Consider the following 22,825-nt stretch of genomic DNA (forward strand, 5'->3'; position numbering starts at 1 on the left):
CCGTTACGGCCAGTCCCCGCGCGCGGCGAGGTCCAGGACCAGGGCGGCGATGTTCCACGCGTCGTCGTCGCCCCGGTGGTGCCGGCCCTCCAGGGGCAGGCCGGCGACGGTCAGGGCCTGGGCCATGCCGGGACGTCGGCGCAGGCCGTAGGAGGCGGTGAAGACCACCTTCGCGTTGGTGTGGCGGTGGCCGAAGGGGTACTCCGCGCCGGTCTGTCGGCACTGGCGGGTGAACTGGTTGCGGTCGTAGTCGCCCCAGCTGGCCCACGGGAGCGAGCCGGCCCGGTGCGCGCCCGCCAGAGTCCGGCACGCCTCGGCGAAGGAGAGGCCGCCGTCCACCTCGGCCTGGGTCAGACCGGTCAGTTCGGTGCAGAACGGGCTCACCTCCGACCGGGCCGGGCGCACCAGCAGCCGGTGCTTGGCGAGGCGTTCACCCGCGCGCAGGTCGACGACGGTGAGCCCGATCTCGATGATCTCGCTCACCTGGCCGGGCGGCGGCTGCCCCTCCCAGCAGGTCGCTTCGACATCGACCACGTTCAGCAGGTGCACGTTGACGTCCATGGCGAGCGAGCGTAGGAGCGGCACCCGCCGCCGGTCACCCGGTTTTCGCCGGGCGACCGGTCGGCGCGCCCCTACTGCGCCAAGTACCCGCCGTCGACCGGCAGTACGGTGCCGGTGATGAAGGAGGCCTCGTCGGAGGCCAGGAACAGGACCGCGGCGGCGACCTCGGCCGGCGCGCCGAGGCGGCCCATCGGGTGGAGCTTCTCGATGGCCGCGAGGTATTCGGGGCCACCGGGTTCGTCGCGCAGCCGGGCGACGCGTTCGGTGGTGATGGTGCCGGGCGCGACCGCGTTGACCCGGATGCCCCGGTCGGCCCACTCGACGGCGAGGTGCTTGGTGAGGCCGGAGGCGACGAACTTGGCGGGCCCGTACACCGCCTGGCCGCGCTGGCCGGCCTCGCCGGAGATCGAGGAGAGGCAGACGATGGCGCCGCCGGGCCGCTCCTGGGCGGTCATCGCCCGGATCGCGTACTTGCAGGTGAGGAACATGCCGCGGCCGTCCACGGCCATCACGCGGTCCCAGTCCTCGGCGGTGGCCTCGGTGATCTCCATCAGCGGGATCACCCCGGCGTTGGCGACCAGGACGTCCAGCCGGCCGTGCCGCTCCACGGCCGCCTCGATCATCCGACGGGCGTCCTCGTCGCGGGCCACGTCACCGACCACCGTGCTGACAGCGCCCGGGAGTTCACCGGCCAGCCGGTCCAGCCCGGCCGCGTCCACATCGGCGGCCACCACCGACGCGCCCTCCCGGACGAACCGCTCGGCGACGGCCCGCCCGATGCCGCTCGCCGCACCCGTCACCACGCAGGAGCGACCGGCCAGCCGGCCGCCCGCGCGACTCCCCGCCGCGTCCACCGTCACCATGGACGCGACTCTACCCACCGGACGGCCCGGACACCGGGGTTCCACCGGCCACCCGCGCTCGGCGTGTCGAAGGACGGCGGGCACCCCGGATACGCCGGAGGGAGATCACAACAGCCTTGCCGCGGAGAGGTGTTGAGGGCTGCTACCGAAAGAACCTCCGCCGCCCGGCCCGGGACGGACCCAGGCGGCGGAGGGCCGGCCGTCAGACCGTCAGACCGTCAGACCGTCAGGACGATCTTGCCCCGGAGGTGCCCGAGCTCGCTGATCCGCTGCGCCTCGGCCGCCTCCGCCAGCGGGAACACCCGGTGCAGCGGCAGCCGCAGGGTGCCGGCCTCGTGCAGGGCGATCGCGGCGGCGTAGGCGTTCTGGTGGTGGAACTCGACGCCGTCGGAGCCGCCGGTGACGCGGATGCCGTACTTCTGCGCGCCCTCGAAGTCGGCGATGGTCAGGACCCGGTCCGTACTGCCCGTCAGCTCGACGGACAGCGGCAGCACATCGCCCTTCCCGGCCGCGTCCAAGGCCCGGTCCACCCCGCCCGGGGCGACGGCCCGCACCCGCTCGGCCAGGCCGTCGCCGTACGTCACGGGGATCGCGCCGAGCTCGCGCAGGTGGTCGTGGTTGGCCTCGCTCGCGGTGCCGATGACGGTGATCCCGCGGGCCCGGGCGAACTGCAGCAGCACCGTGCCGACCCCGCCCGCGGCGCCGTGGACCAGGAGGGTCTCGCCGGCCTGCGCGCCCAGCAGCGCCAGCGACCGTTCGGCGGTCTCGGCCGCGACCGGGATCGCCGCGGCCTCCGCCCAGCCCAGCGAGGCCGGCTTGTGGGCGAGCATCGCGGCGGGCACCAGGGCGTGCTCGGCGTAGCCGCCGCCCATCACGGCGCCGAACACCTCGTCGCCGGGGGCGAAGCCGCTCACGCCCTCGCCGACCGCCTCCACCACACCGGCCAGCTCGTAGCCGGGCACGGCGGGGAAGGTGACCGGGAAGATCCCGGCCATCGCGCCGCTGCGCACCTTGTGGTCCAGCGGGTTGACGCCCACGGCGCGGACCGCGACCCGCACCTGGCCGGGCCCGGGGGCGGGCAGCTCGATGTCGATCGGACGCAGCACGTCCGCGCTTCCGTACTCGTGGAAGGCGATCGCCTTGGTCATGGAAGCTCCTTGGGGTTTCTGCGAGTTGGTCTGTCCGTCGGTTCCCATCCTGGCCCCGATGCCAGGGTCGGAGACCAAGCCTTTCGGACGGTTCGACCTGTCCGAACGGCCAGGTGGGTCCGGTCGTGACCGGACTAGACTCGGCGCCATGGATGGTGCGGACGGCGTGAACGGGACGAGCGGCGCGGACGAGCGGTGGCAGGAGGCCTGGGGCCGCCCCGAGGACGCGCTGGCGCGGGCCGTCGAGGTGCTGCGCGCGCCACGGCCGGACATCCTGCCCCGCCTCTCCCGGACGCTCGGCACCCTCGTGCCGCACGTGGCGATCGCCCAGCTCAGCGGCGCCTGCACCTTCTCCCCCACGCACGCCCACGGCCTGCCCGAACTGACCGAGGGCATCAGCAGCCTGGAGCTGTCCCGGCTGGCCGAGCGGACCACCGCGACCACCTCGGCGGGCCGCCCCTGGCAGGGCGAGGCCGAACTCGCGGGCCGCACCCGGCCGGTGGTCGTCGTCACCGCCACCCCGAGCGGCACACCGGACGGCGGCACATCAGCCGGCGCCACCCCGGACGGCGGCACCGGACCGTCCACCGAAGGACCCGCCACCGGCGGACCGACCACCGGCAACGGCGCCGTCCTCGTCCTCGTCCGGGCGGACGCCGCACCCGTGCCGCCGGGGGCGCTCGCCGTGCTGCAGCAGCTGTGGGAGCTGGTCATCGCCCACTCCGACCACCGCTCCACCGACGCCGGGCCCAGGAACGCGGCGGCCTCCCGCGTCTCGGCCAACGCCCGCGCCCGGGCCATCGCCGAGTTCACCGGCACGCACAGCGCGGCGCTCAGCGCGATCCTGGCGCCGCTGCGCTCGGCGGACCTGGACGACGCGACGGCCCGCCGCAGCGCCACCGAGCTGGCCGTCACCGCCCTGCTCGACCTGCGCCGGGGCGCCGACCTGGACCGCGCGCTCAGCGAGGAGCCCGCCGACGCCGCCTTCGCCCGGCTCGCCCGGGAGCTGCGTCCGCTGCTGCGGCACACCCGGGTGCGGCTGGACGCGGCGCCTCCGGCCGAGGCCGCCCGCTCGGTGCCCGCCGACGCCGCGCACACCGCCCGGGACGCCGTCCGGGCGGCCGTCCTGCTGATGCTGGAACAGGAGAAGCCGGGCCGCCTGCACGTGAGTTGGCAGTTCACCGCGGACGACGCGCTACGGGCGGTGGTCCGCGGCGACGGCCTGGGCGTGCTGGCCGTCGACGCCCTCGCCGTCCACCGCACCGCCGACCGCATCGCCGCGCTCGGCGGGCGCTGCACCGTCGAGGCGGTCCCCGGCTGGGGCACCACGGTGACGGTCGACCTGCCGCTCACCCTCCCCGAGCCCGCCCTCGTCTCCGATCCTCTGGCCGGCCTCCAGCCGCGCGAGTCGGAGGTCCTCGACCAGCTCGCCCAGGGCCGGCGCAACCGCGACATCGCCGCGGCGCTGCACATCAGCGAGTCGACGGTGAAGTTCCACGTCGCCAACATCCTGGCGAAGCTGGGCGTGGCCTCGCGCGGCGAGGCGGCGGCCCTGGCCCACCGCGCCGGGCTGCCGAACGGGACGGTGGGGCTCCACGTGGCGTCCTGAGCCCCGAACGCCCCCGCCCTGCCGCCCCGCCGGGCGGCCCGGTCGGACAGCGTGGCCGGGCGGCGCGGCCGGACAGCGTGGCCGGACGGCGCGGTCGGGCAGCGTGGTCGGACGGCGGGGGCGGACCGCGCGGTCGGACGGCGGGGAGCCCCGCGCATCCCGCCGACATCGCGGACGGAGCTCAGCCCAGGGTGACCAGCCGGGCCCCGCCGTCCGCCTCGATGACGGTGCCGGTGAGGTTGCGGTTGGTCGCCGCCAGCACCACCACGTCCGCGATGTCCTCGGCGGTGGCGACCCGCCGGGCGGGCAGCTGTTCGGCGGCCTGGGCGAAGTAGGCCTTCCGCGCCTCCTCGGGCAGCCCGTTCCACCAGGGCGTGTCGACCAGCCCCGGGGAAACGCCGTTGACCCGGATCGGCGCCAGCTCCGCCGCGAGCGGCTTGACCAGGGCTTCGACGGCGCCGTTGATCGCCGCGATGCCGGCTGTGCCGGGGATTCCGGAGCGGGCGGTGGTCGCGCCGAGCAGGGTGATCGACCCGGTGGGCGCGAGGTGCGGCAGGGCGGCCTGGACGGTGGTGAGGTGCCCCCAGAACTTGGCGTCGAAGGCGCGGCGCAGCATGGCGAGGTCCAGGTCGGCGATCGGGCCGGGGCCCTCGCTGCCGGCGAGCGTGACGACCAGCCAGTCGATCCGCCCGATCGACTCGATCACCCCGGCGATCTGCGCCCGGTCGCCGCCGTCGGCCCGGTGGCCGGTGAGCTCCGGGTCGGTGCCGGCGACGGCTGCCAGCTTCTCCTGGTCGCGGCCGACGACGTGGACGGCGGCGCCGAGGCCGTGCAGCCGGCGCGCGGTGGCCAGCCCGATTCCGGAGGTCCCGCCGACGACCAGTGCGGTGTGCTTGTTCACGAACGCTCATCTCCCCGATGGAAAAACTTCCAGGTCCGATGCCGACGGCAATTTCGAACCGTGACGTCTCGTCTCGAATTACGGTAGCGTGCCGACCGTGACCGAGCAACGAGCAGATCTCCCCCGCCCCGGCCGGAAGCGCAGCGAGGAGAGCCGACTGGCGATCCTGACCGCCGCCTTCCAGCTCCTCGCCGAGGTCGGCTACGCCGCCCTCACCATCGAGGGCATCGCGACCCGCTCGGGCACCGGGAAGCAGACCATCTACCGCTGGTGGCCCGCCAAGGCCGACGTCCTGATGGACGCACTGGCCACCAAGGCCGACCTGTACGTGCCGGTGCCCGACACCGGCAGCCACCCGGCCGACCTGCGGGAGTTCCTGCGCGCCAGCATGGTGCTGGGCCGCCGCCCCGAGGTCGCCGCCGGACTGCGCGCGCTCATGGCGGAGGCGCAGATCGACCCCGCGTTCGGCGAGCGGTTCCGCGCGTCCTTCCTGCGGCCGCGACGCGACGCGCTCGGCGCCCTGCTCGACCGGGCCAGGCTGCGCGGCGAACTCCCGCCCGGCCTGTCCGTCGGCACCGCCGTCGACCTGGTCTTCGGCGTCGTCTGGTACCGGCTGCTGGCCACCGGACAGGAGCTCGACGACCTGCTCGTCGAGGAGCTGGTCGGCGTGCTGACCTACGGTGGCAACTGACGACGTCCAATCGGAGAGGGGCGACATGACCGACCGGCCGACCACCTGGGATCCCGAGACCCCCGGCCTCCTGCGGCTGCCCTCCGGCCGCCTCCTGCGCGGCCGCGGCCTGAGCCGTCCGCTGCCGCCCGGGCCCCCGCCCGCCTTCGGCCTCTACCTGCTGGGCCGGCCGCCGCAGGACATCGAGTGGGAGCACCGCTGGGTGCGCTGGCCCGATTTCCGGCTGCCGAGCGACCGCGCGGACGCGGCCGACGCCTTCCGCGACGCCTGGCAGCGCGCCACGACCGAACGCGTCGAGCTCGCCTGCGCGGGCGGGCGCGGACGCACGGGCACGGCGCTCGCCTGCATCGCCGTCCTGGACGGCGTCCCGGCCGCGGAGGCGGTCGCCTACGTACGGGAGCACTACAGCCGGCACGCCGTCGAGACGCCGTGGCAGCGGAAGTTCGTCGAGCGGCTGGCGTAGGCGGCCGAACGAGACCCCCGACATCCGGACGGCCCCGACGGTCGGACCCAACGGACGGATTCGACGGACGGCCCCGACGGACGACCCCCACGGACGACCCCGACGGACGGCCCGGCGAACGGCCCCTCAGGTGAAGTGCAAGGGAGTCGGACGGAGGTTCAGACCCGGCGCAGCCGGGGAACGGCCGGTACGGCCGCCAGGAAGAGCATCGCGGTCAGCACGAACGGCCAGGTGAAGGCGTGCCCGCCGAAGGGCGCGCAGATCGCGTCGAGCGCCGGGGTCAGTACGGTGGCGGTGGCCGCGCCGAGCAGGGCGTAGGCCGCGCTCCAGGCGCTCGGGGCGACGAACACTCCGCAGAGCGCGAGGGCCACCAGCACGCCGCTGTAGCCGAGCAGTCCCTGCCCGACGGCTTCGGCGGGCGCGCCGAACGCCCAGGCGGTGAGCAGTGCGGTGGCGCTGCCGGCGCAGGCCATGACGCCCGCGAGCCGGCTCGCCGCGAACAGGCCGGCCAGGAACAGCAGGCCGACGTACCACTGGGGCAGCAGGAAGACCTGGCCGATGTTGGCGAAGAACCCGCGCCAGAGCCGGTCCCAGCCCAGCCCGGTCTCCCCGACGGCGGCCACCGGCAGGGCGGCGGGTTCGGCCGCGCCGCGCCACAGCCGTCGCAGGCCCGGGGCGGCGGCCTCGAGGGCCGTCGAGACCAGGCAGAACGGCGCGGTGAGCGCCGGGAGCCGCCAGGTCGACAGGACGGTCCCGAGCCCGGCCGTGACCACCACGACGACGGCGGACCCGAGGACCGCCACCGCGACCGTGGCCGGCCGCCCGCCGCCGAGGAGGACGGCGCAACCGAGCGCGACCAGGCAGCCGTTGTACCCGTGCAGCCCGATGCCGACCGCGCGCCGGTCGAGCCCCAGCCCGTACGCGACGGCGGTGGAGACGGCGCTGCCGAGCAGGCCGTAGAGCCCGTACGCCGGGCCGGCCGCGAACAGTGCGGCCACGAAGAGGGCCCCGCACACCACGGAGGGCATGAAGTCGACCTGCGCGACGCCGCGCAGGACTTCGGCGACCACCCTGAGAGGTCCGGATCCGATCACGGATGCGGATGTCGGACGAACGGCCTCGACCGCTCTCTCCCCGCCCTTGTACTGCCCCATACCTCGCACCAATTCCCGGTACGGCCGGTGCGGTTGCAGGCCACCCCCGGCGATTCCCCCGGAACCGTACAGCCGCGGAATGCGGGCACGGGCGCACACGGCGCGCTACGCCGGATCGGCGGAGCGTCACCACAGGGCAGCTGATCTGCAACATTTTGTTGAAGCTGGCCGGGCGCGAAGGGCCCCTCCACCAGGAACTTCTTTGCGAAATTTTACTCGCGGCCCAAATGCCGGACCAGGAACCGCTCCGAGGCCGCCACCTGGTGGTCCGGCACCTCCAGGTGACCCCCGGGGTTGGCGTGCAGCGTCTTCTCCCGCGAGCCGAACGCGCCGAACAGCGCCAGCGCCCCCTCGCGCGGGACGAGCTCGTCGTCCCACTGCACGACGAACTCCAGCGGCACGCCCACCCGCTGCGCCGCCTCCGCCTGCGCCGGGTGGCCCGCCAGCCCGAACACCCCGGCGGAGATCCGCGGTTCGGCCGCCGCGAGCGGGATCCCGACCACGCTGCCCAGCGACAGCCCCCAGAACCCGACCGGCCCGAGGCCCTCCCCCACCGCGCCCAGCGCGTCCAGGACGGCCACCCACTCGGGCACCGCCCGCTCCGCGAGGGCCGCGGTGTGCCTCGCCACCCAGGCGCTGATCGGGCGGCGGGCCGCCAGCAACTCCCCGATCTCCGTGACGAACCGCTCGTCCTGCGCGGTGCGCGGCCGCTCCCCGTGCCCCGGCGCGTCCAGCGCCACCGCCGCGAAGCCGTACCGCAGGACACACCGCCGGGCGCGCTCCGCGACCGTCAGCCGGTTCCCGCCGCCGCCGTGCGCCAGCAGCACCAACGGCCGCCCGTCGAGGGGCGGTCCGTCCGGTTGCCAGAGCACTCCGGGCACTCCGCCGAGGGTGAAGCCGCGCTGCGCGACGCCGTCCGAGCCGATCTCCGAGGTGAAGTCCACCCGGCCATCATGGCCCCCGACACACGTTCGAGTCCGGCTGATCGCGCACTCGGCCGGTGAACGCCGCCGGGTTCCGGGCGGCGCAGGACAGTCACCGCGGCGGCAACACGGCCGCACAAGCGGCGAGGAGTGGGAAGTCGGCGGATCCGACGTCCCACTCCTCGGCCTTGGTACGTCCCGGCCGCTACTGCGCGGCCGCGTTCTCCTTCAGGAAGTCCAGCAGCAGCGCGGTCGTCTCCTCCGGCCGCTCCAGGCTCGGCAGGTGGCCGGCCCACGGCAGCTCCAGGTGCCGGGCGTTCGGGAGGACGGTCGGGAGGGTCGCGGCGATCTCCCGGAAGTCCGGCAGGTCGTGCGCGCCGCCGACGGCCAGCGTCGGGGCGGTGACCAGCGAGAGGTCGACCTCCTCCTTGTCCGGGCCGACGGTCGCCTCCATCTGCACGTCGAACGCGTGCCGCTGCATCCGCCGGACGTTCTCGCGCACCTCGGCGCCGGCCTCCGGGCCGAGCCAGGTGTCGACGTTCAGCGCGACGGCCCCGTCGATGTCCCCGGCCTCGATCAGCTCGTCCTCGCGCCCGCCGAACGCCCGCAGCGTCTCGCTGGGCTCGTGCCCGGGCATGCCCGCCGCCAGCAGCGCCAGCGCGGTGACGGCCCGCGGCCGCAGCGCGGCCACCGTCAGGGCGATCCGCCCGCCGTGCGAGGCGCCGACCAGCGCCGCGGACTCGATGCCCAGGTGGTCCAGGAGGGCGAGGACGTCCCGGGAGTCGCTGTACGGGACCTCCGAGAGCGGCGTCTCGCCGAACCCGTGGAAGTCCGCCCGCACCACCCGGTACCCGGCGTCGAGCAGCGGCTGCCACTGCGCGTCCCACATCCGTCGGTCGCACACCGAGGAGTGCAGCAGCACCACGGCGGGCCCACTGCCTGCTACGTCATGAGAAATGATCATCAGGTCGGATGCTAGCGGCCCGCCCGCCGATCCCCAAGGGATTTTTTCCCGGCCGCGGCGAACCCCCTCCACCGAACCCCACCGAGCCCCGTCGATCCCCACCGCCCCCGCCGTCCGTGCTCATCGGAGACGGACGAGACGGGCCCGGGCGGGAGTAAGCGCTTCCGGCCGCCCCCGGGCTCTGGGTGGGTGAGGAGGTGCTCATGGGAGAACCGAAGAACGGGCGGGACGAGGAGATCCAGGCGTTCATCGTCGCGGTCTGGCCTCGCCTGGTGCGGACGGCATACCTGCTGGCCGGTGAGCAGTACGCGGCGGAGGACCTGGTGCAGTCCGCCGCGGAGAAGGCCTGCGCGGCCTGGTCGAAGGTGCGCCGGGCGGACGACCCGTACGCCTACGTGCGGCGGATCCTGGTCAACCAGCACGCCCGCCGCTGGCGGCGCCGGCCGCCGGAGCTGCTGGTGGACGCGGTGCCGGACGCGGTCGGCGTGGAGGGCGGGTTCGCCCGGGCCGACCAGCGCGGCGCGCTGATGACGGCGCTGGCCACCCTGCCGCCGCGCCAGCGGGAGGCCGTGGTGCTGCGGCACTGGGAGGACCTGAGCGACAGCCAGACGGCGGCCGCCATGGGCTGCTCGGTGGGCGCGGTGCGCAGCCACGCGGCCAAGGGCATCGCGCGGTTGCGGCAGGTCACGGAGCTGGTGGGGCTCAAGGACACGACACACATCGGAGGAGCGGTATGAGCGCGGACGTGGAGCACGGCAAGGACCCGTGGATCGGCCTGGGCCTGGCCGAGGCGGCCGACGGTGCGCGGATCGGCCCGGCGCCGGTGGCGGACATCCTGGCGGGCGGCCGCCGGCTGCGGCACCGCCGCCGTACGGTGGTCGGCGCGGTGGCGCTGGCCTCGGTGGTGGCCCTGACGGGCGGGGCGCTGGCGCAGCTGCGGCCGGACCCGGCGGCCGCCCGGGCCGCCTCGGTCGCCCCCGCCGCAGCCGGAGCCGGTGCCGGAGCCGGTGCCGGTGCCGGAGCCGGTGCCGGTGCCGGTGCCGGAGCCGCGGCCGCTCAGCCGGAGCCGGCGGTGACGGTGGGCGCGATCGTCCCGGGCGTGCGCGATCCGTTCAGCCCGATCCGGGTCCGGCTCGGGAAGGGCGTCGTCAACGGCAAGACCTGGGAGCTCTGGCAGGCGCTCTGGCCGGTGGCGCCGAAGGAGCGGGCGTACGAGCAGGCGCTGGCGGTGTGGCAGGAGCGCGCCCCCTACGACCCGGTCGTCACCAAGCCCACGGAGGACTTCGTCCTGCACTACTACGACCCCGACTCCGATGTCATCAACACCTACGTCATGGTGGACGGGGTGCGCCTCGGCCACGACAGCGAGGGCGTCACGCCGTCCCCGGGCAAGCTCGACCCGCGGATGGCGAACACCTTCGGCGGCGGTCTGGTCGGCCACCGGGGCAAGGACGACGTCCCCGTGATCCCACTCGACCTGGTGCACCTGTCCATCGGCCCCGACGTCGGCCGCGTGCTGGTGACCTGGGAGGACGGCACGACCACCGAGCCCACGCCCGTCACCGTCGGCGACTCCCCGACCCGCCACATGGTGATCCCCCGCCCGGGGACGATGCGGGCGAAGTCCTGGCAGTTCTTCGACAAGAACGGCACGAAGCTTCCCGACGCCGGAGCCAAGTACCTGACGGAGCCCGCCTCCTGACGCCTGCCTCCTGACGCAGGTGTCCTGACGCCGGTGTCCTGACGCCGGTGTCCTGACCCGTGCGGGAGTGGGAAGTCGGCGGGACCGACTTCCCACTCCCGCACGCCCCGTCGCGGGCCGTGCTCAGCCCGCCGCGTCCATCAGCAGCTTCGCCGCCACCGCCGCCCCGTCGGTGCGCAGCTCGCCGGCGGTGGCCGCCGCCCGCTCGCGGACCGCGGGGGCGAGGGCCCGGGCGAGCGCGGTGGACAGGGTGTCGACGGTCGGAGTGGGGCCGTCGTGGGCGACGCCGATGCCCAGCTCGGCCACCCGGGACGCCCAGTACGGCTGGTCGACGATCTGCGGGACGAGGACCTGGGGCACGCCGGCCCGGGCGGCGGTGGTGGTGGTACCCGCGCCGCCGTGGTGGACGACGGCGGCGACCCGGGGGAACAGGGCCTGCTGGTTGACCTCGCCGACGGCGAAGCAGTCGTCCGCGCCGTCGACCTCGGCCAGCTGGGCCCAGCCGCGGCCGAGCAGCACCCGGCGGCCCTGCGCGCGGACCGCGTCGACGGCCACCCGGGCGGCGTCCGCCGCGTCACGCAGCGGCATGCTGCCGAAGCCGACGTACACCGGCGCCTCGCCGGCCGCCAGGAAGGCCTCCAGCTCGGCGGAGAGCGGGCGGTCGTCCGGCAGGATCCAGGCGCCGGTCTGCACCACCTCGCGGTCGGCCGGGAGCCGCCACGGGTCGAGCGTGGGGTCGGTGGCCAGCCACGGGCGGTCGGTGAGGACGTGGTCGCGGACGTTCTCGGCCACCGGCAGCCCGACGGCGGTCCGGTGGGAGTTGACCGGCTCGCCGAAGAGCGCGTTCATCGCCCCGATGTTGAGGTCCCACAGCTCCTGGTTGTCCGTCACATCCGCCGGGTACGGCATCATCGGGTACTCGAACGGCCGGTGGTGCGGGGAGGGCAGCATGAGCGGCTGCAGCGCGACGCACGCGAAGCGCGCGCCCAGCTTCTCGGCCGCCGCCTGGGCGCCGGCCACCGCCGGGAACAGCCCGGTCGCCACCACGGCGCCGTCCGGCTCGGCCGTCGCCAGCACGGCCTCGTAGAACTGCTCGACCAGCCGGGCCGCCCGCTTGGGGATATCCCCCGGCGCCGGCGGCGGCCCGCTCACCAGTGCGCGCACGCTCTCCCCGACCGGCACCAGGTCGATCCCGGCCTCGGCCAGCCGCGCCGCGAACTCCTCGTCCGGCGGCGCGCACACCTTCACCTCCGCGCCCAGCTCCCGCAGTCGCAGTGCCAGCCCCGCCAGCGGCTCGACGTCCCCGCGCGATCCATACGTCGACAACACCACACGCACTTCGTGACTCTCCCGTTTTCGCTGGTCCCGGCCTTGAGTTGGTGATTCTGCGGTATGACCGGGGCCTTGCCGCAAGCCCCTTCGTGCGCTATACATTGAGCATGACGGGGAGTGAGTCCACCTCCCCCGACCCCTTCACCCCTCTCCCCTCTGTGTCTTTCGCTCCGTCAGTCTCCGTCAGTCTCTGTCAGACTCTGTCCATGCGAACGATCATCGAGAAGATGGCCGGGCAACTGGCCGCGGTGCCGGGCGTGGTGGGCGTGATGCTCGGAGGGAGCCGGGCTCGCGGCGAGCACCGGCCGGGGTCGGACTGGGACCTCGGGGTGTACTACCGGGGTGAGCTCGACCTGGACGGGCTACGGGAGTTGGCCGGCCCCGGGGTGGAGTTGGCCGGGCCCGGCGGCTGGGGTCCGTGGGTGAACGGCGGCGCGTGGCTGCGGGTCGACGGGGTCGCCGTGGACTGGATCCTGCGGGACCTGGACCGGGTCGAGCGGGTGTGGACGGACTGCCGGGAGGGCCGCTACGAGGTCGGGGTGCAACCGGGCCATCCGCTCGGCTTCTGGTCGCCCTGCTACGCCGGCGAAGTCGCGTACGGGCAGGTACTGGCCGACCCCACGGGCGAGTTGACCCGGCTCAAGGAGCAGACCGCGGCCTACCCCGAGCCGCTCCGCGGGGCCCTGACCGCGGCCGCCTGGGAGGCCGGGTTCCTGCTCGACATCGCCGCGAAGAGCGCCGACGGCGGCGCGGGCGCGGACGCCCTGTACGTCTCGCTCTGCCTGTCCCGGGCGTTCGGCGTCCTGGTCCAGGCCCTGTACGCGCACGACCGCCGGTGGTGCCTCAACGAGAAGGGCGCCCTGGCCGTCGCCGATCGACTCGCCGCCGCCCCACCGGACTTCGGCCCGCGCGTACGCGCCCTGCTGGCCGCGCCCGGCGGCACACCGGCGGAGCTGGCGGCGACGGTCGCCCGGGCGCGGGAGCTGACCCGGGAGACCGTCGCGGCACTCGCCGGCTGAGCCGTCCTCGGCCGGTCGCCCGCACCCTGCGGTTCTCCGCAGGGTGCCGGGGTGCCGGGGTGCGGAAAACCGCAGCCGGCTCGCCGGAAACCCCCATACCGGCGCTGAGCCGCGGTTCCTAGCGTGGGAGTCATCCACTTCGACCTCCCCGGGAGACCCGCATGCCGCACACCGTCCTCGCCGTCGCCCAGCAGCCCGCCGACGGCTTCGCAGGCTGGGCGGCCGACCTGGTGGACACCCTGGGCGGCCCCGGCGCCGGCCTGGCGATCGCCCTGGAGAACCTGTTCCCGCCGCTGCCCAGCGAGGTGATCCTGCCGCTGACGGGCTTCGCCGCCGGGCAGGGCGTGATCAGCCTCGCCTCCGCGCTCACCTGGACCACCCTCGGCTCCGTCCTCGGCGCCGTCGTCCTCTACTGGTTCGGCGCGCTGTTCGGCCGGGAGCGGATGCACGCGATCTGGGCCCGGCTGCCGCTGGTCAAGGTCTCCGACCTGGAGCGCACCGAGGCGTGGTTCGCCCGGCACGGCACCAAGGCGGTGCTGCTCGGCCGGATGGTGCCGATCTTCCGCAGCCTGATCTCCGTCCCGGCCGGGGTGCAGCGGATGCCGCTGCCCGCGTTCGTCATGCTCACCACGCTGGGCAGCCTGGTGTGGAACGGCGTGCTGGTGATGGCCGGGTTCCTGCTCGGGGACCGCTGGGACGTGGTCGAGACGTACGTCGGCCTGCTGTCCAAGGTGGTCCTCGCGCTGGTCGTGCTGGCCGCCACCGGGTACGTCGCGGTGCGCTGGCGCGGCCGCGGGCGCAACGGTGGCCGCAGCGGCGGACGCGGCGGCGCCGGTACCGCCCAGCACCGCCGCACCCGGTGACCACCTGGGCGACCACCCCGGCCACCGCCGCGCCCCACCCCGTAAGCTCGGACCCCGTGCGGGGGAGAACAGCGGACACGGCGTCATGGCCGCGTCGTGCCACCGGAGTCCTGCTCGGCGTCCCGACCGCCGCGCTCGCCGCGCTGCACCTCCTGCTCACCGGCGCCGCCCTCGGCCCGTTCCTGTTCTGGCCGCGCACCCGCCCGTACGCGTACGGGAGCCTGCTGGCCGGGGTGCGCCGCCTCGCCGCGCTCGAACGGGCCCGGCGACGCGCGTTCTTCGGCGACCGCTTCCCCCGCCACTACCGCGCGGACGACCACAGGCTGCTGCGCTACCTCGCGGTGCGGGCCGGCGGCGGACTGGTCACCGGGGCGGTGCTGGCGCTGCTCGGCTTCGGGGCCGTCCTGGTCGGGCTGCTGGTCCGGGGCGTGCTGCGCGGCTCGCTCGGCGGGGAGGAACTGCTGACCCAGGTACTGCTGGGCGGGGTGCTGCTGTTCCTCGCCGTGCAGGGCCTGTACTCGCTGGCGGCGCTGGACGCCCGCACCGCCCGCGCCTGCTTCGGCCCGTCCGAGGCCGAGCTGCTGCGCCGCCGCGTCGCCGAACTCGCCGACAGCCGCGCCGCGGTGGTCCGGGCCGTGGACGCGGAGCGGCGGCGGATCGAACGCGATCTGCACGACGGCGTCCAGCAGCGCCTGGTGGCACTGGCGATGCTGCTGGGCCGGGCGCGCCGCGGCCGGGAACGCGACCAGGACCCGGAGCGGACCGACGCGCTGCTGCGCCAGGCCCACCGGGAAGCGCGGGAGGTGCTGACCGAACTGCGCGAGGTGGCCTGGCGGGCGTACCCGTCGGCGCTGGACACCCTCGGGCTGGAGGAGGCGCTGGGCGGGGTGGCCGGGCGCTGCGCGATCCCGCTCCGCCTCCGGTACGAGGTGGACGGCCCACTGCCCGAACCCGTGCGGACGGCCGCCTACTTCGTGGTCTCCGAGTGCGTCACCAACGCCGCCAAGCACGCCCGCGCCTCGGCCGTCGAGGTGCGGCTCGGACGGACCGGCTCCCTGCTCACCGTCCGCGTCGAGGACGACGGCGCCGGCGGCGCGGACCCGGCGGGCAGCGGCCTGACCGGCCTGCGCGGCCGGCTCGCCGCACTCGACGGAACCCTCCACGTCGACAGCCCCGCCGGGGGCCCGACCGTCATCACCGCGGAGCTGCCATGCGCGTGACCCTCGCCGAGGACTCGACCCTGCTGCGGGAGGGCCTGGTCCGGCTGCTCGCCGAGGAGGGCCACGAGGTCCTGGCGGCGGTCGGCGACGCGACCGCCCTGACCGCGGCGGTCGCGGCGCGGCGGCCCGACATCGTGGTGGTGGACATCCGGATGCCGCCGACGCACACCGACGAGGGACTGCGGGCGGCGGTGGAGATCCGCGCCCGGTGGCCGGAGGTCGGCGTGCTGGTGCTCTCCCAGCACATCGAACGCGGGTACGCGGCCCAGCTGTTGGCCGCCGGCGCGGAGCGGGTCGGCTACCTGCTCAAGGACCGGGTGGCCGAGGTCGACGACTTCCTGGACGCCCTGGTACGGGTCGCGGCGGGCGGCGCGGTGATCGACCCGGAGGTGGTGCGGCAGCTGGTGGTGCGCTCCACCAGCACCGACCCGCTGGCGGCGCTCACCCCGCGCGAGCGCAGCGTGCTGGAGGCGCTCGCCCAGGGCTGGACCAACGCGGCGATCGCCCAGCGGCTGCACATCTCGCAGAGCGCGGTGGAGAAGAACCTCAACGCCGTCTTCGACAAGCTGGAGCTGCCCCGCACCACCGACCACAACCGCCGCATCCTGGCCGTCCTCCGCCACCTCGGCGCGTAGGGCGGAGGTCGGCGTGTAGGGCGGAGAGCGGAGGGCGGAGAGCGGAGGGCGGAGGGCGGAGCGGGGCACGGGCGAGCTGGACACGGGCCCTCAGTGGTGCCAGGCCCGCCCTCCCGTGTTGTGGACGACCCGCTGGAGGACCTTGAGGGTGGTCAGGTACTCCTCGTCCGTGATGCCCGCGTGGCGCTCGGCCCACAGTTCGTCCTGGAGGGCGGCCGCCCTGTCGAAGAACTCCCGCCCCTCGGCGGTGAGGTCGAGCCGGCCCCCGGCGGACTCGACGACCCAGCCGCGCTCGACGGTGGCGTCGATCTCGGCGCCCAGGGCCTCCTGCCCGGTGTCGAGGTAGTCGCGCAGGACGCCGGAGACGTCGTCGCGGGTCCGCGGCCGCTCGGCGCGGGCGAGCTGGGCGAGGACCCACCACTGCGGCTGCGTGGTGCCGAGCTCCTCCAGGGCGCCGCGGGTGCGGCTGACGACGGCCTTGTAGGCCGCCCAAGTCCAGTAGCCGATGGGCTGCTTGATCAGTTCGGCGTCGCTGTGCGAGTACTCCATGGCCCGGACCTTCCGTTTCCCGTCGACCGTGCTCGATCGCGCTCGATCGCTTCGATGGGACCGACCCTAGAAGTTCAAGCTGACTTCAGGTCAAGCGCGAGGCGGGCCCTCGGCAGCCCGCGGTCAGACCAGCCGGCGGTCCTCGAAGCACCAGCGCCAGCTCTCCCCCGGCTCGAAGCTGCGGATGACCGCGTGGCCGGTGCTCCGGTGGTGCTCGGCGGACCAGTAGCCGGGCGTGGACTCGCAGCAGCCGACGAAGCCGCAGTACAGGCACAGCCGCAGCGCGACCGAGCGCTGGCCGAGCCGGTCGCAGTGCGGGCAGGTGGCGGTGAGCGGCGCCGGCTCCGGGCTGGGCAGGTCCGCGAGGTGGGCGCAGGGGCGGGAGGGGGACATGGCCTCCAGGATACGGGGCTGCGGCCCCACTCGTGTGGTTCTGTGACGCTATGTCCATGAGTGGCCCCAACGTCCTGTTCTTCCTGGTGGCGGGCAGCGCCGCGGTCGCCGGCGTCGCCCGCCGGTACGGGCTGTCCGCGCCGCTGCTCCTGGTGGTGGCGGGCCTGCTGACCTCGGAGCTGCCCGGTGTCCCCGACTACTCGCTCGACCCCGAGATCGTGCTGCCGCTGGTCCTGCCGCCGCTGCTGTACACGGCCGCCCAGGACGCCTCGTACTCCAGCCTGCGGGCCAACCTGCGGGCGGTGACCCTGTACTCCGTCGGCTATGTGCTGTTCTGCACGGTGACCATGGGCCTGGTGGCGCACGCGCTGGTCCCGGGGCTGCCGGTGGCGGTGGCCTTCGTGCTCGGCGCGGTGATCGCCCCGCCGGACGCCGTGGCGGCGACGGCGATCGCCCGCCGGGTCGGGCTGCCCCCGCAGCTGGTCTCGATCCTCCAGGGCGAGAGCCTGGTGAACGACGCGACGGCGATCACCGCCTACCGGGTCGCGGTCGCGGCGGCCGTGGGCGAGGGCTTCTCCTTCGGCAGCGCGGTGGGCGAGTTCCTGCTGGCCGCGCTGGGCGGCACGGCGGTGGGACTGGTGCTGATGTGGCCGCTCCAGCGGCTGCGGGTGCGGCTCGGCGACCCGCTGCTGGCCAACACCTTCTCGTTGCTGGTCCCGTTCGCGGCCTACGCGGCGGCGGAGGCCTTCCACGCCTCGGGGGTGATCGCGGTCGTCGTGGTGGGGCTCTACCTCGGCCACTACGCCAACTGCGTCGACTTCGCGCTGCGGCTGCAGGAGGAGGCGGTCTGGCGGATGGTCTCGTTCATCCTGGAGTCGGTGACCTTCGCCCTGATCGGCCTGCAACTGCCGGTGGTCGTCCGCAAGTTGCACGGCTTCTCGGCCGGGCAGCTGACGCTGTGGACGGCGGTGCTGCTGGCCGCCCTGATCGGGCTGCGCCTCGTCTGGGCCTGGCCCGCGGCGTACCTGCCGGGCCTGCTGAGCCGGCGGGTGCGGGAGCGGGAGGGCCGTCCGGCGTGGACCCGGCCGGTGGTGCTCTCCTGGGCGGGCATGCGCGGGGTGGTCTCGCTGGCGGTCGCTTTCTCCATCCCGGAGACGACGCACGACGGCACCCCCTTCCCCCAGCGCGACCTGGTGCTGTTCCTGGTCTTCGCCCTGGTCCTCGGCACCCTGCTGGTCCTGGGACTGACCCTGCCCGCCCTGGTGCGACGGCTGCCGATGCCGCCCCCGGACCCGGCCACCGAGACGCTGCGCGAGGCCCAGGCCCAGTACGAGGCCTCCGAGGCGGCCGAGGCCAGGCTGGACGAGCTGCTGGAGGACCCGCGCAACCGCGTCCCGGAGGCGATGGAGGCCCGGCTGCGCCGGATGATGGAGCGCCGCCGCAACGGCGTCTGGGAGCGGATGGGCGCCCCCGTCCACGAGGAGACCGGCGAATCCGTCGACTCCGCCTACCGCCGCCTCGCCCGCGAGACCCTCGACGCGGAACGGGTGGCCCTGGTCGCCCAGCGCGACGCGGGCCGGATGGACGACGAACTGCTGCGCCGGCTGGTACGGCGGCTGGACTTCGAGGAGGCGCTGCTGGAGCACACGGAGGACTGAGCGGGTGCCGGAGCAGGGGCCAGGGAATCTTGGACGCCTACCGCCCGACGCCCCACAGGAGTTAGCGTCGTGCCCGTACTCTCCCTCACTCTCCCGTTCTCCACCGAGCTCCGAGGACATCCATGGTCGACACCGTCAGCTCGCTCACCTCCCGTGCCCACGACCTGATGGTGGCGAGCCTGAGCAGTCCGGCGGCGGCGGGCGCCGCCGGGCAGGACGCGCACCTCGTCGCGGGCTTCCAGGACCTCATCGGGCGGGCCCTGGTCCTCGGCTCCGACGCCGGCTGGCTGGTCGCCTTCGGGAACTCCGGCCTCGCCGGTCTGGCGTTCAAGCACCGGCAGGTCGACCAGGCGCTGTACCACCTGGACGTCGCGGTGACGGCCGGCTACAACGACTGCCTGGAACTGCACGCGCCGGCCCTGGTGGCGTACCACGGCGATCCCCGCTTCCGCGCGCTGTACCAGCGGATGCGGATCACCCTGGCGGACCTGGACGAACTCCAGTGGCTGCACCGGGAAGTGGTGATCATGTCCCAGGAGGCCTCCCAGGCGAGCGTCGACAACATCGGCCGCCGCGACACCGGCATATCCCTCCTCCCCCAGGCCCCGCTGCCGACCCGGGTGCCCAACACCCCAGGGATCCTGGCCTCCCGCCTCGAGGTCGCCGCGGTGCAGACCGCACTCCGCCAGGCCGCCTGGAACGCGGAGGTCAGCCGCAGCTCCGGCAACACCAGCCTCAGCCTCATCGACGACACCTGGGACTACCCCGGCGCCCGGCGCGACGCCTGGGACGCCGACGTCCTGGACACCCGGCGCGAACAGGCCGCCGCGGCACGGGCGTTCGTCGAGCGTCCGGGCCTCTCCACCCTGGTCGTCCCCTGCCCGCCGCTGGGCTCGCTCGTCTACCCGGCCTGAGCCGGCGGCCTGCCCGGGGCGGGGCCGTCACGCGGGGGCCGTCACGCGGGGCCGTCACGCGGGGCCGTCACGCGGGGCCGTCACGTGTGGTCGGCGGTCCCCACCGCTCGGACCCAGACCGGGAAGGACTGGAGCACCGGCTCGTCGCCGGCCCCCTCCTCCGTCTCGTCGTCCGATTCGTCGTCCGTCAGCCTGACCACGCCGGGCTCCTCGTCCGCCAGGAAGGCGGCGACGATCGGCGCGAGGTCGTCGACGGGCACGTACGCGCCGCCGAACGGCAGCCCCTGCGGGCCCACTGAGCCGGTGGAGCAGCGCAGTTGACCGGCCTGCTCGTCGTGCCAGACGTAGAAGGTCGCCGGGCCGGTGTGCGCCAGGCCGTCGACCCGGGCCCGCAGCAGCGAAGCCGTCCGTTCGAAGGCGGCGACCACCTCGTCGACCGTCAGCGCCCGCCGGTCCTCGGCCTCGGCGCTCAGCCACCAGGTGTTGGTCTCCCACTCCACCGGGTGGTCGTCCGGCTCCAGGGCCAGGGGTTCGTCGGCGAGCTCGGCGATGTACGTCAACAGCATCGCTGCAGTATGCCGTGGCCCGGCCCCTGGACCGCCCGCGGGGACCGGTCCGGGCTCAGCTCACCTTGTGCAGTACCAGCGGCGTGGCGTTGCCGCCGGCGACCGAGTAGCGGAGGTTGCCGTCCGGCTGGAGGTCGAGGATCCGCTCGCCGTTGCTGCCGCACTGCATGTTGTTGCTGTCGGTCAGCCGTGAGGTGTAGCGCAGTTGGGTCTTGGTGACGGTGGTGAGGGTCCAGGCCCCGGAGCAGTACCCGCCGCCGGATCCGGTCAGCCGGACCTGGGCGGCGAAGGTGTAGCCGATCCAGCTCTCGCCCACCAGCACCGAGAGCTTCCCCTTGCCGTCGGCGCCCGCGTGCTCGGCCTCCCAGGTGCCGAGGAAGGCGGGCGGGACGACGCTGGGCGGCATCGAGCGGTCGGACGGCTCCGGGGACGGGGTGGTCGGATCGCCGGTCTCGGGCGGGGCCGCCGGGGGTGTCGTGCCGGCCGCGGGCGCCCCCGCGACGGGCGGGTTGGTCGTGGTGCTCGCCGACGAACCGCCGCCCGCCGAGGAGGAGCCGTCGCTGTCGCCGTTCCCCAGTCTGACGATCCCGTAGCCCGCGAGCGTCACCGCGACGACCCCGGCGGCCACCAGCGCCGCCAGTCGGAGGCCACGCCCGCGCCGAGCGGTCGGGGCGGTGGGCACGGCCGTGGGCCCGGCGGGGGCTACGGGGCCGGACCGCACGGGGTAGCCGTACGGGACGGGCTGCGAGTGCGCGGGCCCGGGCGGGACGGGGGCGGTGACGGACGGCTGGTAGCGGCCGGTCGGGGCGGGGGTGGCCGGGGCGGGGATGGACGGGGAGGTGGGTATCGGGGCGGCGGGTATCGGGGCGGCGGTCGGTATCGGCGGCGCGACCGGTGCGGGCGGGGCCGCGGCAGGGGCCGGCGCGTCCGACTCCAGGTCGAGCAGCTGGACCGCCGCCCGGCCGACCGCCGCCGACAGTTCCGCGGACAGCCAGCTGCTGCGGCCGAGCCGGGCGCCCGCCGTGCCGTCCGGGTCGAGCTGTGAGCGCAGCTGCTCCGGGGTGGGCCGGGCGGCCGGGTCCTTGGCCAGGCAGCCGAGGATGACGGCGCGCAGGGGCTGGTCGAGCGCCGCGAGGTCGGGCTGCTCGTGCAGGACCCGGTAGATCAGGACCGCGCTGCCGACGCCTTCGCCGAACGGCTGGCGCCCGGTGGCGGAGAGCGCGAGGACGGCACCGAGCGAGAACACGTCGCCGGCGGGTCCGGCCGGCCGGCCCTGAGCCTGTTCGGGGGACATGTAGCCGGGCGAGCCGATGACGTGGCCGGTCTGGGTGAGCTTGGTGGTGGCGTCGAGGGCGCGGGCGATGCCGAAGTCGATCAGCCGGGGGCCGTCGAGGGTGAGCAGCACGTTGGACGGTTTGACGTCGCGGTGCACCAGGCCCAGCCCGTGGACGTGGGCGAGCGCCTCGGCGAGCCCGACGCCGAGCAGGCGGACGGTCGCCCCGGGGAGCGGCCCGTGCTGGTGGACGGCGGAGGAGAGCGAGGGCCCGGCGACGTAGCCGGTGGCGACCCAGGGCTGCGGGCCCTCGGTGTCGGCGTCCAGGACGGGCGCCGTCCAGGCCCCGCCGACCCGGCGGGCGGCGGCGACCTCGTGGCGGAACCTGGCCCGGAACGTTTCGTCCCGGGCCAGTTCGGGGCGGACGGTCTTCACGGCCACGGTCCGCCCGCCCGGGGTCCGGCCCAGGTAGACCTGGCCCATTCCGCCCGCCCCGAGCTGCCGCAGCAGCCGGTAGTCGCCCAGGTGTCTCGGGTCGTCAGGACCCAGTGGCTGCATGGCCGCGCTCCCTCGGGGGTCGGTAGGTCGGAGCTGACGCTACCGGTCCGGGGAGCGCGGCGGGGGTCGAAGACGATCACGGGCCGGAAAGACTGCCGACCGCGGCCAACTCCCCTGCTGGGAAGAGGTGTCAGGGACCCGTCGAGTCGGCGCCGTCCACCCCGTCCGACCCCGGCTCACCCGTCCCGTCCGGCTCGACGGGGCTCGGCGTGCCCGCCGTGACCCGCAGCAGTTCGTCGTACGTCATCGGCACGACGGTGTGCGGGTGCCCGGCGGCCGCCCACAGCACCTCGTACTGCCGCAGCGCGGTGTCGACGACCGTACGCAGCGGGGCCGGGTGCCCGGTCGGGGCGACGCCGCCGATGGCCTGGCCGGTGGCCTCGCGGACCCGGTCGGCGGCGGCCCGGGTGATCGGGCCGGTGCCCAGCCGCTCGGCCAGGTAGCCGGTGTCGACCCGGTGGGCGCCGCTGGTCATCACCAGCAGCGGCTCCCCGTCGCAGAGGAAGACCAGGCTGTTGGCGATGGCCCCGACCGCACAGCCGAGGGCCGTCGCCGCCTCGGCCGCGGTACGGGCGGAGTCGGGCAGGACGACGATCTCACCGGGCACGCCGGCCGCCGCCAGCGCCTCGGCGACCGCCAGGCTGCGGGCGGGGAGGGAGGACGACGAGGAAGGAGAGGAGGAAAAGGAAGAAGGGGAGGAGGTCATCGGCTCATCATGCCTACGCCCATGAGGCTCGCTCATGCCATTTCCGCATGAGACTTGCTCATGACGCCCGGTATGAGACCTGCTCCATGACCTACCGCCATGAGACCTGCTCATGACCCGCCCCCATGAGACCTGCTCATGACCCGCCCCCATGAGACTT

At 74.8% G+C, this 22,825-nt stretch carries 24 protein-coding genes; 11 read left to right on the forward strand and 13 right to left on the reverse strand.

Features of this window, described 5'->3' with window-relative positions; translation table 11 throughout:
* Window positions 1-3: 3 nt before the first annotated feature.
* The 3 genes from ACYP53_RS38285 to ACYP53_RS38295 form a co-directional block, all read right to left on the reverse strand.
* The gene (locus ACYP53_RS38285) at window positions 4-561 is read right to left on the reverse strand and encodes a 3'-5' exonuclease (RefSeq protein WP_459650772.1); all 558 of its coding nucleotides are present in this window, start codon (window positions 559-561) and stop codon (window positions 4-6) included.
* Between the two features lie 71 nt (window positions 562-632).
* Window positions 633-1,424 (reverse strand): SDR family NAD(P)-dependent oxidoreductase, encoded by a 792-nt coding sequence (locus ACYP53_RS38290; protein ID WP_189913932.1) that lies wholly within the window; start codon window positions 1,422-1,424, stop codon window positions 633-635.
* A gap of 218 nt (window positions 1,425-1,642) precedes the next feature.
* Window positions 1,643-2,572, reverse strand: a complete 930-nt coding sequence (locus tag ACYP53_RS38295; protein WP_459650773.1) for an NADP-dependent oxidoreductase — start codon at window positions 2,570-2,572, stop codon at window positions 1,643-1,645.
* Between the two features lie 148 nt (window positions 2,573-2,720).
* Here ACYP53_RS38295 and ACYP53_RS38300 point away from each other — a divergent pair, with 148 nt between their 5' ends.
* Window positions 2,721-4,181: a helix-turn-helix transcriptional regulator gene (locus tag ACYP53_RS38300; RefSeq protein WP_459650774.1), complete on the forward strand. Its 1,461-nt coding sequence runs from the start codon at window positions 2,721-2,723 to the stop codon at window positions 4,179-4,181.
* Between the two features lie 181 nt (window positions 4,182-4,362).
* On the opposite strand, the gene ACYP53_RS38305 is transcribed toward ACYP53_RS38300, so the two are convergent.
* A complete protein-coding gene (locus ACYP53_RS38305) occupies window positions 4,363-5,082 on the reverse strand; it encodes an SDR family oxidoreductase (protein ID WP_459650775.1) in 720 nt (239 codons plus the stop codon).
* Window positions 5,083-5,179: 97 nt separating this feature from the next.
* Here ACYP53_RS38305 and ACYP53_RS38310 point away from each other — a divergent pair, with 97 nt between their 5' ends.
* Both ACYP53_RS38310 and ACYP53_RS38315 read left to right on the forward strand, forming a co-directional pair.
* Window positions 5,180-5,773 (forward strand): TetR/AcrR family transcriptional regulator, encoded by a 594-nt coding sequence (locus tag ACYP53_RS38310; protein ID WP_189913935.1) that lies wholly within the window; start codon window positions 5,180-5,182, stop codon window positions 5,771-5,773.
* Window positions 5,774-5,798: 25 nt separating this feature from the next.
* Window positions 5,799-6,236 carry a protein-tyrosine phosphatase family protein gene (locus ACYP53_RS38315; RefSeq protein WP_459650776.1) on the forward strand — a complete coding sequence of 146 codons (438 nt, stop codon included), beginning with the start codon at window positions 5,799-5,801 and terminating at the stop codon, window positions 6,234-6,236.
* 158 nt (window positions 6,237-6,394) lie between these two features.
* On the opposite strand, the gene ACYP53_RS38320 is transcribed toward ACYP53_RS38315, so the two are convergent.
* From ACYP53_RS38320 to ACYP53_RS38330, 3 genes are all read right to left on the reverse strand, one after another.
* Window positions 6,395-7,306, reverse strand: a complete 912-nt coding sequence (locus ACYP53_RS38320; protein WP_459650777.1) for an urea transporter — start codon at window positions 7,304-7,306, stop codon at window positions 6,395-6,397.
* Window positions 7,307-7,602: 296 nt separating this feature from the next.
* The gene (locus tag ACYP53_RS38325) at window positions 7,603-8,334 is read right to left on the reverse strand and encodes a dienelactone hydrolase family protein (protein ID WP_459650778.1); all 732 of its coding nucleotides are present in this window, start codon (window positions 8,332-8,334) and stop codon (window positions 7,603-7,605) included.
* A 184-nt stretch (window positions 8,335-8,518) separates the two neighbouring features.
* Window positions 8,519-9,277 (reverse strand): alpha/beta fold hydrolase, encoded by a 759-nt coding sequence (locus ACYP53_RS38330; RefSeq protein WP_189913939.1) that lies wholly within the window; start codon window positions 9,275-9,277, stop codon window positions 8,519-8,521.
* A gap of 203 nt (window positions 9,278-9,480) precedes the next feature.
* On the opposite strand from ACYP53_RS38330, the gene ACYP53_RS38335 reads away from it, so the two are divergent.
* A complete protein-coding gene (locus tag ACYP53_RS38335; RefSeq protein ID WP_459650779.1) occupies window positions 9,481-10,014 on the forward strand; it encodes a SigE family RNA polymerase sigma factor in 534 nt (177 codons plus the stop codon).
* A complete protein-coding gene (locus ACYP53_RS38340) occupies window positions 10,011-10,979 on the forward strand; it encodes a hypothetical protein (RefSeq protein ID WP_459650780.1) in 969 nt (322 codons plus the stop codon). The genes ACYP53_RS38335 and ACYP53_RS38340 overlap by 4 nt, the downstream gene beginning before the upstream one ends.
* A 123-nt stretch (window positions 10,980-11,102) precedes the next feature.
* Here the strand turns inward: ACYP53_RS38340 and ACYP53_RS38345 are convergent, their stop codons facing one another.
* A complete protein-coding gene (locus ACYP53_RS38345) occupies window positions 11,103-12,317 on the reverse strand; it encodes a glycosyltransferase (protein WP_459650781.1) in 1,215 nt (404 codons plus the stop codon).
* A gap of 200 nt (window positions 12,318-12,517) precedes the next feature.
* Here ACYP53_RS38345 and ACYP53_RS38350 point away from each other — a divergent pair, with 200 nt between their 5' ends.
* The 4 genes from ACYP53_RS38350 to ACYP53_RS38365 all read left to right on the forward strand — a co-directional run bounded on the left by ACYP53_RS38350 (window position 12,518) and on the right by ACYP53_RS38365 (window position 16,048).
* Window positions 12,518-13,330, forward strand: a complete 813-nt coding sequence (locus ACYP53_RS38350) for a nucleotidyltransferase domain-containing protein (protein WP_459650782.1) — start codon at window positions 12,518-12,520, stop codon at window positions 13,328-13,330.
* A gap of 161 nt (window positions 13,331-13,491) precedes the next feature.
* The gene (locus ACYP53_RS38355; protein WP_459650783.1) at window positions 13,492-14,193 is read left to right on the forward strand and encodes a DedA family protein; all 702 of its coding nucleotides are present in this window, start codon (window positions 13,492-13,494) and stop codon (window positions 14,191-14,193) included.
* 56 nt (window positions 14,194-14,249) lie between these two features.
* Window positions 14,250-15,413, forward strand: a complete 1,164-nt coding sequence (locus ACYP53_RS38360; RefSeq protein WP_459650784.1) for a sensor histidine kinase — start codon at window positions 14,250-14,252, stop codon at window positions 15,411-15,413.
* On the forward strand, window positions 15,404-16,048 hold the full coding sequence (locus tag ACYP53_RS38365) for a response regulator (protein ID WP_459650785.1): 645 nt from the start codon (window positions 15,404-15,406) through the stop codon (window positions 16,046-16,048). The genes ACYP53_RS38360 and ACYP53_RS38365 overlap by 10 nt, the downstream gene beginning before the upstream one ends.
* A 90-nt stretch (window positions 16,049-16,138) precedes the next feature.
* Here ACYP53_RS38365 and ACYP53_RS38370 read toward each other — a convergent pair whose 3' ends face one another.
* Window positions 16,139-16,597 (reverse strand): MarR family winged helix-turn-helix transcriptional regulator, encoded by a 459-nt coding sequence (locus ACYP53_RS38370; protein ID WP_459650786.1) that lies wholly within the window; start codon window positions 16,595-16,597, stop codon window positions 16,139-16,141.
* A 123-nt stretch (window positions 16,598-16,720) separates the two neighbouring features.
* The gene (locus ACYP53_RS38375; RefSeq protein WP_459650787.1) at window positions 16,721-16,990 is read right to left on the reverse strand and encodes a UBP-type zinc finger domain-containing protein; all 270 of its coding nucleotides are present in this window, start codon (window positions 16,988-16,990) and stop codon (window positions 16,721-16,723) included.
* Window positions 16,991-17,046: 56 nt separating this feature from the next.
* Between ACYP53_RS38375 and ACYP53_RS38380 the strand changes: the two genes are divergently transcribed.
* A complete protein-coding gene (locus ACYP53_RS38380) occupies window positions 17,047-18,648 on the forward strand; it encodes a Na+/H+ antiporter (protein WP_459650788.1) in 1,602 nt (533 codons plus the stop codon).
* Window positions 18,649-18,770: 122 nt separating this feature from the next.
* Entirely contained in the window at window positions 18,771-19,562 is a 792-nt protein-coding gene (locus ACYP53_RS38385; RefSeq protein ID WP_459650789.1) for a hypothetical protein, read from the forward strand.
* An 80-nt stretch (window positions 19,563-19,642) separates the two neighbouring features.
* On the opposite strand, the gene ACYP53_RS38390 is transcribed toward ACYP53_RS38385, so the two are convergent.
* The 3 genes from ACYP53_RS38390 to ACYP53_RS38400 all read right to left on the reverse strand — a co-directional run bounded on the left by ACYP53_RS38390 (window position 19,643) and on the right by ACYP53_RS38400 (window position 22,665).
* Window positions 19,643-20,128: a hypothetical protein gene (locus tag ACYP53_RS38390; RefSeq protein WP_459650790.1), complete on the reverse strand. Its 486-nt coding sequence runs from the start codon at window positions 20,126-20,128 to the stop codon at window positions 19,643-19,645.
* 55 nt (window positions 20,129-20,183) lie between these two features.
* On the reverse strand, window positions 20,184-21,959 hold the full coding sequence (locus tag ACYP53_RS38395) for a serine/threonine-protein kinase (RefSeq protein WP_459650791.1): 1,776 nt from the start codon (window positions 21,957-21,959) through the stop codon (window positions 20,184-20,186).
* Between the two features lie 130 nt (window positions 21,960-22,089).
* The gene (locus ACYP53_RS38400) at window positions 22,090-22,665 is read right to left on the reverse strand and encodes a YbaK/EbsC family protein (protein ID WP_189913953.1); all 576 of its coding nucleotides are present in this window, start codon (window positions 22,663-22,665) and stop codon (window positions 22,090-22,092) included.
* Between the last annotated feature and the right edge of the window lie 160 nt (window positions 22,666-22,825).

The organism is Kitasatospora sp. Ki12 (genome assembly GCF_054601375.1).

What these genes read in the sequence shown, in the direction of transcription:
- ACYP53_RS38395 (WP_459650791.1), bottom strand. Translation starts at nt 21,959, where the DNA reads ATGCAGCCACTGGGTCCTGACGACCCGAGACACCTGGGCGACTACCGG.
- ACYP53_RS38370 (WP_459650786.1), bottom strand. Translation starts at nt 16,597, where the DNA reads ATGGAGTACTCGCACAGCGACGCCGAACTGATCAAGCAGCCCATCGGC.
- ACYP53_RS38335 (WP_459650779.1), top strand. Translation starts at nt 9,481, where the DNA reads ATGGGAGAACCGAAGAACGGGCGGGACGAGGAGATCCAGGCGTTCATC.
- ACYP53_RS38400 (WP_189913953.1), bottom strand. Translation starts at nt 22,665, where the DNA reads ATGACCTCCTCCCCTTCTTCCTTTTCCTCCTCTCCTTCCTCGTCGTCC.
- ACYP53_RS38350 (WP_459650782.1), top strand. Translation starts at nt 12,518, where the DNA reads ATGCGAACGATCATCGAGAAGATGGCCGGGCAACTGGCCGCGGTGCCG.
- ACYP53_RS38300 (WP_459650774.1), top strand. Translation starts at nt 2,721, where the DNA reads ATGGATGGTGCGGACGGCGTGAACGGGACGAGCGGCGCGGACGAGCGG.
- ACYP53_RS38355 (WP_459650783.1), top strand. Translation starts at nt 13,492, where the DNA reads ATGCCGCACACCGTCCTCGCCGTCGCCCAGCAGCCCGCCGACGGCTTC.
- ACYP53_RS38330 (WP_189913939.1), bottom strand. Translation starts at nt 9,277, where the DNA reads ATGATCATTTCTCATGACGTAGCAGGCAGTGGGCCCGCCGTGGTGCTG.
- ACYP53_RS38375 (WP_459650787.1), bottom strand. Translation starts at nt 16,990, where the DNA reads ATGTCCCCCTCCCGCCCCTGCGCCCACCTCGCGGACCTGCCCAGCCCG.
- ACYP53_RS38380 (WP_459650788.1), top strand. Translation starts at nt 17,047, where the DNA reads ATGAGTGGCCCCAACGTCCTGTTCTTCCTGGTGGCGGGCAGCGCCGCG.
- ACYP53_RS38390 (WP_459650790.1), bottom strand. Translation starts at nt 20,128, where the DNA reads ATGCTGTTGACGTACATCGCCGAGCTCGCCGACGAACCCCTGGCCCTG.
- ACYP53_RS38285 (WP_459650772.1), bottom strand. Translation starts at nt 561, where the DNA reads ATGGACGTCAACGTGCACCTGCTGAACGTGGTCGATGTCGAAGCGACC.
- ACYP53_RS38290 (WP_189913932.1), bottom strand. Translation starts at nt 1,424, where the DNA reads ATGGTGACGGTGGACGCGGCGGGGAGTCGCGCGGGCGGCCGGCTGGCC.
- ACYP53_RS38340 (WP_459650780.1), top strand. Translation starts at nt 10,011, where the DNA reads ATGAGCGCGGACGTGGAGCACGGCAAGGACCCGTGGATCGGCCTGGGC.
- ACYP53_RS38295 (WP_459650773.1), bottom strand. Translation starts at nt 2,572, where the DNA reads ATGACCAAGGCGATCGCCTTCCACGAGTACGGAAGCGCGGACGTGCTG.
- ACYP53_RS38365 (WP_459650785.1), top strand. Translation starts at nt 15,404, where the DNA reads ATGCGCGTGACCCTCGCCGAGGACTCGACCCTGCTGCGGGAGGGCCTG.
- ACYP53_RS38385 (WP_459650789.1), top strand. Translation starts at nt 18,771, where the DNA reads ATGGTCGACACCGTCAGCTCGCTCACCTCCCGTGCCCACGACCTGATG.
- ACYP53_RS38315 (WP_459650776.1), top strand. Translation starts at nt 5,799, where the DNA reads ATGACCGACCGGCCGACCACCTGGGATCCCGAGACCCCCGGCCTCCTG.